General features: G+C 60.2%; 5 protein-coding genes and 1 rRNA gene. 4 read left to right on the top strand and 2 right to left on the bottom strand.

The window, feature by feature from the left end; translation table 11 throughout:
- Nucleotides 1-38 precede the first annotated feature (38 nt).
- The 4 genes from HMPREF2888_RS03575 (at nucleotide 39) to HMPREF2888_RS03590 (ending at nucleotide 5593) form a co-directional block, all read left to right on the top strand.
- Nucleotides 39-2123, top strand: coding sequence for a helicase-associated domain-containing protein (locus tag HMPREF2888_RS03575; RefSeq protein ID WP_061921129.1), 2085 nt, complete (start codon nucleotides 39-41; stop codon nucleotides 2121-2123).
- Nucleotides 2124-2194: 71 nt separating this feature from the next.
- Nucleotides 2195-3826: a DNA repair helicase XPB gene (locus tag HMPREF2888_RS03580; protein WP_061921127.1), complete on the top strand. Its 1632-nt coding sequence runs from the start codon at nucleotides 2195-2197 to the stop codon at nucleotides 3824-3826.
- Between the two features lie 4 nt (nucleotides 3827-3830).
- Nucleotides 3831-4469 carry a DUF3239 domain-containing protein gene (locus tag HMPREF2888_RS03585; RefSeq protein ID WP_061921125.1) on the top strand — a complete coding sequence of 213 codons (639 nt, stop codon included), beginning with the start codon at nucleotides 3831-3833 and terminating at the stop codon, nucleotides 4467-4469.
- The gene (locus HMPREF2888_RS03590) at nucleotides 4469-5593 is read left to right on the top strand and encodes an aminotransferase class I/II-fold pyridoxal phosphate-dependent enzyme (protein ID WP_061921123.1); all 1125 of its coding nucleotides are present in this window, start codon (nucleotides 4469-4471) and stop codon (nucleotides 5591-5593) included. Before HMPREF2888_RS03585 ends, HMPREF2888_RS03590 begins: the two co-directional genes overlap by 1 nt.
- On the opposite strand, the gene HMPREF2888_RS03595 is transcribed toward HMPREF2888_RS03590, so the two are convergent.
- The gene (locus HMPREF2888_RS03595) at nucleotides 5574-5933 is read right to left on the bottom strand and encodes a DUF2200 domain-containing protein (protein WP_061921121.1); all 360 of its coding nucleotides are present in this window, start codon (nucleotides 5931-5933) and stop codon (nucleotides 5574-5576) included. The genes HMPREF2888_RS03590 and HMPREF2888_RS03595 overlap by 20 nt on opposite strands.
- Nucleotides 5934-6131: 198 nt before the next feature.
- Nucleotides 6132-6249, bottom strand: a 5S ribosomal RNA gene (gene rrf / locus HMPREF2888_RS03600).
- Nucleotides 6250-6377 lie beyond the last annotated feature (128 nt).

Consider the following 6377-nt stretch of genomic DNA (forward strand, 5'->3'; position numbering starts at 1 on the left):
AAAAGTAACTCAATAACCCACTAAACTTATTCGCCACCATGACCCCACCTCACAGCACTTCCTCCGCGACGGTCCAATTCCGCACGTGGCTTGCAGATCTTGACCAAGAGCAGCTTTCGACGCTGCTTGGCTATCGCAGCGATGTGCTCTCACCGCTACCCCCGGGAATCGCCCCGTTGGCAACGCGCCTTAGCCTGACCACTTCCCTAGCGCGCGCACTCGCGCAGTGCGATGCCGAGTTGCTTGCTACTGCCGAGGACATCGCTTTGCGGGGCGGCGAACTGGAACCCGTAGAGATTTTGGCCCCAGAGCCAACCGCACGGCTGCTCGAGCGGGGCCTCGCATTCGAAGTGGAAGCACAGGGCGTATGCCTTGCCCCAGGGCTCATGCAGGCGCTTCCCACCGGGTGGTCGCTGCTGCATCAGAGCACCACCGACCCCGAGGAGATCGCGGCACTGCCCGAGGATGAGGCACGGATTCTGCAAACCCTGGCCGCCTCTGGCGGAGTGGGCGCTACTCGCGACGCAGCTCCCGATGCTGATCCCACGCGCCCAATCCCCCGCCTTTTAGCCAAGGGCATTCTCACCCGCGTCGATTCCCGCACCGTGCGCCTGCCGCGCGCCGCCCGTCGCGCGCTAGAGGGACACAGCCCCGAGCTCATTCCGCTGCGCCCAAGCGGCCGTGCCGGCACCCCGCCACTAGAGAAGAAGACGGGGGAAGCAGGCGCCGCCGCTGGGCTGCAAGTAGTTCGCGAGCTGGAAAGACTCATCGATCTTGTCGGTGCTCGACCCATCGAGCTTTTGAAAGACAAGACTGTAGGCGTTCGCCCGCAGGCCCAACTCGCCAAGGAACTCGGTATCACAGAGCTGGAGCTGCGCCGCCTGGTTTGCCTCGGCTTTTCCGCGCGTCTCTTAAGCCGCGGCGAACCGAAGGGCTTGGAGGGCAACTTCTTAGCACCTACCCAAGGCGCACAGGAATGGCTAGATGCCGGCCTGTCTGAGAAGTGGAGCCTGCTCCTCGATGCCTGGCAGTCCTCTACCTGGCAGCCTTGGGCCGAAGGCCGCCTGCTTTCCACCGAAAGCGTCTCTGAGCATTTGGCCCGCCACCGCCGCACGGTGATGGACGTCTATGCCCACGCCTCAGTCCCACTTAGCAAAGAGGAATTTTCCGAAGAGCTGCGCTTCCGCGCCCCGCTTTTTACAACGCACACTAAGTCCTCCACCATCGATGCCCTCGTTGCCGAAGCTGAATGGATCGGAGCCATTGCGCTAGGCCAAGCCACCCAGGTGCTGCTGGATCCTGCGGCCACGCATACCCTTACCCCGGAAGAAGTGGACTACTTCATCATCCAGGGCGATCTCACGGTCTTGGTTCCCGGACCGCTAGAGGCCAGCGCGCATCGCCGGTTGGGAGATCTCGCGGACTTGGAATCGCCAGGCCTAGCCAGCGTCTACCGTATTAGCGAGTCCACTCTGCGCCGCGGCTTGGACGTAGGCATGACGGCGCAAGAGATCACCGACTTCTTCGCCGCCCACAGCGAGGTGCCTCAAACCCTCGAGTTTCTCATCCACGACGTCGATAGGCGCCACGGCACGCTGCGCTCCGGCCCTGCGCTGGCGTACCTCCGCAGTGAAGATCCCGCCCTTCTCGAAATGGCGGTGCGGGCGGTGCCAGAACTGCGCCGCATCGCTCCTACCGTCGCAATATCGCAAGTGCGCGTCGGTGAGCTGCTGGAGAAACTGCGCGCCCACGGACTTGCTCCCGCCGGCGAAGATGAAACAGGTGCTTCCCTGAATATGGCGCTCGAGCCCTACGCACTACCTACTCCGGCACCTCGCAAGGCTGGCCCCACTCGCCCGGATCCGACGAGCGTCGCCAAGGCTTTGCTTGATACCGAATCACCCGCGCCCACCGCAGCGGACGAATCCAGCCTCGACGTCCTTCACGCTGCTGCCCGCGGCGGGCGCCCCGTCAAGATCACCTATGCGGATAAGAACGGCAATTCTAAGTCCAGGACTGTAAAGCCGCTGTCCGTCGCCGGAGGTCAGGTCGATGCCACCGGCACCGATGGTTCCACCATCCGCTTCCCTTTGCACCGCATCACTGCCGTGGAACTCGCTTAGCGCCAGCAGGGCGATCGGGGCTATACTTTTGGCTTTCTACCATTGGCGAACCTGTACAAAGGAGCAAGTAGATGCCCGGACCGCTCATCGTGCAATCTGACAAGACGGTGCTCTTGGAGGTCGACCACGAAGACGCTGCCGCAGCCCGCATCGCGCTTTCGCCCTTTGCAGAACTAGAGCGCGCGCCAGAACACGTTCACACATATCGCATCACGCCGCTGGCGCTGTGGAACGCCCGCGCCGCGGGCCACGACGCCGAGCAGGTGGTCGACGTGCTCGAGCGTTATTCGCGTTTCCCGGTTCCGCAGGCGCTGCTTATCGACGTCGCGGAGACCATGTCGCGCTACGGCCGCGTGCGCCTCCACTCGCATCCGGCGCATGGCCTCATCTTGGAATCTGCCGAGGTTCCGATCCTCGAAGAACTCGCGCGGCACAAGAAGGTCAGCCAGCTGCTGGGCGCTCGCATCGACGGCAACACCTTCGCCGTGCCACCTTCGCAGCGCGGCCGCCTCAAGCAGGAGCTGCTCAAGGCCAACTGGCCGGCCGAGGATCTTGCCGGTTACGTCGACGGCGAGTCCCACCCCATCTCTTTGGTGGAGGAAGGCTGGGCGCTGCGCGATTACCAATCCTATGCCGCAGAATCCTTCTGGTCCGGTGGATCCGGCGTGGTCGTGCTGCCCTGTGGTGCCGGCAAGACCATCGTGGGCGCGGCGGCGATGGCCAAGGCCCAATCCACCACGTTGATCCTGGTTACCAATACAGTGGCCGGACGCCAGTGGCGCAACGAGCTGCTGCGGCGTACCTCGTTGACCGAGAACGAGGTTGGCGAATACTCCGGTGAAAAGAAAGAGATCAAACCGATCACAATCGCCACCTATCAGGTGGTAACCCGCAAGACGAAGGGCGAATACCGCGCCCTTGAGCTCTTCGACTCCCGCGACTGGGGTCTAATCATCTACGACGAGGTCCACCTGCTTCCTGCTCCCGTGTTCCGCATGACTTCGGATCTCCAATCGCGCCGCCGCTTGGGCCTTACCGCCACGCTCATCCGCGAGGACGGGATGGAGGGAGACGTCTTCTCCCTCATCGGCCCCAAGCGCTACGACGCCCCGTGGAAGGAACTCGAAGCCGCCGGCTACATCGCCACGGCGGAGTGCATCGAGGTACGCGTTGACATGGACGCCGAGGAGCGGATGCTCTATGCCACGGCGCAGGCGCGGGATCGCTACCGAATCGCGGCGTCGTCAAGCGCAAAGCACCGTGCCGTGGATAAGATTTTGGCCAAGCATGCTGGCCAGCAAGCACTCATCATTGGCGGTTACGTAGAGCAACTGGAAGAACTCGGCTCGCACTTGGGCGCGCCAGTAATCGACGGCAAGACCTCGAACTCCAAGCGGGAAAAGCTCTTCCAAGCTTTCCGCGACGGCGAGGTACAAACACTCGTGGTCTCCAAGGTGGCAAACTTTTCCATTGATCTTCCCGAAGCTGCCCTAGCTATTCAGGTCTCCGGCACCTTCGGCTCGCGGCAGGAAGAAGCCCAGCGCCTAGGACGCCTCTTGCGCCCAAAGGAAGACGGTAAGGAAGCAAAGTTTTACACCCTCGTCACCCGTGATTCCGTGGATGCGGACTATGCGCTCCACCGCCAGCGCTTCTTGGCGGAACAGGGATACGCGTACCGTCTCGTCAACGAAGTAGACTTATGACCTGATGAAGATTTTCAAGTTTCAGGTCGACGAGACCTACGCCAAGAAGAACAATGAACTCCTGCGCGATTCCGCGCGTCTGCGCAACTCCGGCCTCATCATGGGCTTGCTGCTCATCATCGGTGCCGCTGCGGTCTACATGACTGTGGATGCGGACTGGGGATTTACCATTGGCCTCGGTATGTTGCTCTTCGGCATCCTCGTGGCCATCGTAGGCGTTGCAGCCGCGCGCCAGGTTGGCACCGCACAGCACCTCTATGATTCCTACCCGCTGGCACCAGCAGTGGTAGCTGAGGTCAACGAACGTGACATGGTGCTGATGGCGCTAGTGAACACCAACGTTGATCCCGGGCTTCCGCCGCGTTGGGCAGCTTGCCTGCGCACCGTTACTTCCGTGCCAGGTGTCAAGCGCACTGTGGGCACAAAGCTGCCGGTTGCCGCAGTTTCCGGTCACCGCAACAACAGCGATAAAGAACACTGGCAGCAGGTCACCCCGATGCCCATTGCATGGGGCACGCCGGACGCTGAGGTCGTCACCATGGCGCGTAAGGCAATCCCGGAAGACCAGTGGCAAAAGCTTGACCGCGCCCGCAAGCGCCTCAATGATGTGAAGGCCACCCGTTACGATCTCTTAGTGCTCTAATGACGGTTAAACGTCTGCAGCAATTTGGCGAGACCATCTTCGCCACCATGACCCAGCTGGCAATCGATAATGACGCCATCAATCTGGGACAAGGCTTCCCGGACTCTGATGGGCCAGAGCGCATGCTGGAGATCGCGCAGGAGCAGATTGCGACGGGAAATAATCAATACGCTCCCCTGCGCGGGCGCCCTGAGCTTATCGACGCCTTGGCACACCACTACTGCGTTGCACGCAAGGCCATCGTGGTCACCGCGGGCGCAACGGAGGCCATCACCGCGACCGTGCTGGGACTCGTAGAGCCGGGCCAAGAGGTCATTGTGCTGGAGCCTTACTACGACGCCTACGCCGCCGCCATTGCGCTTGCCGACGCCACCCGTGTCCCCGTCCCGCTCAAGCCTTCCGGAGAAAGCTGGGATCTCGACGTCGATGCTGTGCGCGCCGCTGTGACAGTTAAGACCGCGATGGTGATCGTCAATTCTCCGCATAACCCCACCGGTTCAGTATTTAGCCGCACAGCACTAGAGGGCCTCCGCGATATCTGCGTGGAGCATGACTTGCTCGTGCTTTCCGACGAGGTCTACGAGGACCTCACCTTCGGCTCTGCCACGCACGTGGACATCCAGCGCATCCCAGGCATGGAAACCCGTACGGTCAAGGTCGGCTCGGCGGCTAAGTCCTTCAACGCCACCGGCTGGAAGACCGGCTGGGCCATTGCCCACCCAGAGCTCCTCGATGGCGTCATCAGAGCAAAGCAGTTCATGACCTTTGTATCTGCCACGCCTTTCCAAGCCGCAGTGGCCCACGCGCTGGTATATGAGCGGGGCTGGCAGAAGGCCATGGTGGAAGAGCTGGCCGAATGCCGCGACATCCTAGTTGATGGCCTAAGTAAGGCCGGCTACCAAGTCCACGAGACTCAAGGCACTTACTATTTAGTCGCCGACGTGAGCTCCTCTGGCATGGACGGAGTTGAATTCTGTACAAAGCTCCCCGAGACACACGGGGTTGCTGCCATCCCGCTTGCTGCCTTTGCCGATAACCCCGAACCATGGCGCTACAAAGTCCGTTTCGCGTTCTGTAAGCGCCCTGCGGTAATCAAAGAGGCAGTTAAGCGTCTGAGCGCTTGATCTTCTCCAAGGCCTTACCCTTCGCCAGTTCGTCAATTAGCTTGTCGAGCTGGCGAATTTTTTGCATCAAAGGGTCCTCAACTTCTTGGACCTTAACACCGCACACGCTACCGTTAATCAAGACACGGTCGGGGTTAAGCGCAGGTGCTTCATCAAAGAACTCGCGCACGCTTCGCTCTCCCGCTGAGACAATGCCCTCTGCATCGTAGCCAGTAAGCCACGAGATAAGCTCATCTATTTCTTCCCTAGTACGAGACTTCCGCTCCGCCTTAGCAATGTAGGCACTATGAATTTCTTTCCACTCCATGCGGAAGATGCGTGGTTCCTTGGCTTGAGACATAGGAACCACCGTACAGGTAAACAAGCAGAGAACAGGCACGAAGCGGTTCGAACCACACCAACTACATGAACTACACGACCTACAGAGACCTCACTGCCAAACGCTATAGGGTAAAACGACAGTAACGCCTGTGCAGTTCCGTTGTTTCGGATAGCACAGGCGCTACTTTCTATATGTAATTGTGTGTTTATTGTTTTATGTCGGCGGTAACTTACTCTCCCACAACCTCCCGGTTGCAGTACCATCAGCGCGGGCAGGCTTAGCTTCCGGGTTCGGAATGGGTCCGGGCGTTTCCCTGCCGCTATTAACCACCGACAAACTTTCGGGGCTGTGTTGCCCTTTAGTGTTGTGTCAGATACTGCATAGTGGACGCGTGCACGACTGTGTAATCAATCTTTGTTTGTGTGTTGCACATTGTGTGTGTTTGTTTTGGTCTATTAGTAC

Origin of the sequence: Corynebacterium sp. HMSC077D03, assembly GCF_001808545.1 — a bacterium.
In the GTDB taxonomy this organism is placed as follows: Bacteria; Actinomycetota; Actinomycetes; order Mycobacteriales; family Mycobacteriaceae; genus Corynebacterium; species Corynebacterium simulans.